Genomic DNA, 399 nt, shown 5'->3' with positions numbered 1-399 from the left:
GTCCATGCAGTCCACGGCGAGGGTCAGTGGCCGTGCGAGGCCTGTTCACGGAGAAACGCGACGAGTTCCCGCCCGGACCTCGGCCGCTCGGCTCCGGCGGCGACGGCCTCCGTCACGGCCGCGGCCGTCTCTTCAGGGGACCGCAGGTCGGTGCGAAGCAGGAGGTGGAACAGTGCCTCGTCCGGGTCGGCGGCCGCCAGGTCCTCAAGCGTCGCGTCCCAGACGCCCAGGCGTTCTTCTGTGTCACAGTCGCCGCGTCCCGCGGACCTGAGGGCGCATTCCTGGCGGGGGATCCAGAGCAGTACACGGAGCCATGGTTCGCCCACCGAACGCAGGAAGGTTCGCAGATGCGCGAGGCTGCCCACGTGCACCACCGGGAACCCGCCCGCCGCCCTCATC

1 protein-coding gene is annotated in these 399 nt (G+C 70.9%); it reads right to left on the bottom strand.

The features are described from left to right. Positions 1 to 23: 23 nt before the first annotated feature. Positions 24 to 399 (bottom strand): hypothetical protein (locus tag OQ02_RS39380; protein ID WP_033443783.1); only part of this gene is annotated, 376 nt, incomplete at its 5' end.

Source organism: Saccharothrix sp. NRRL B-16314 (assembly GCF_000716595.1).
Lineage (GTDB): Bacteria > Actinomycetota > Actinomycetes > Mycobacteriales > Pseudonocardiaceae > Actinosynnema.
The sequence above is the reverse complement of the archived record's forward strand: the minus strand, read 5'-3'. Positions and strand labels throughout refer to the sequence as shown.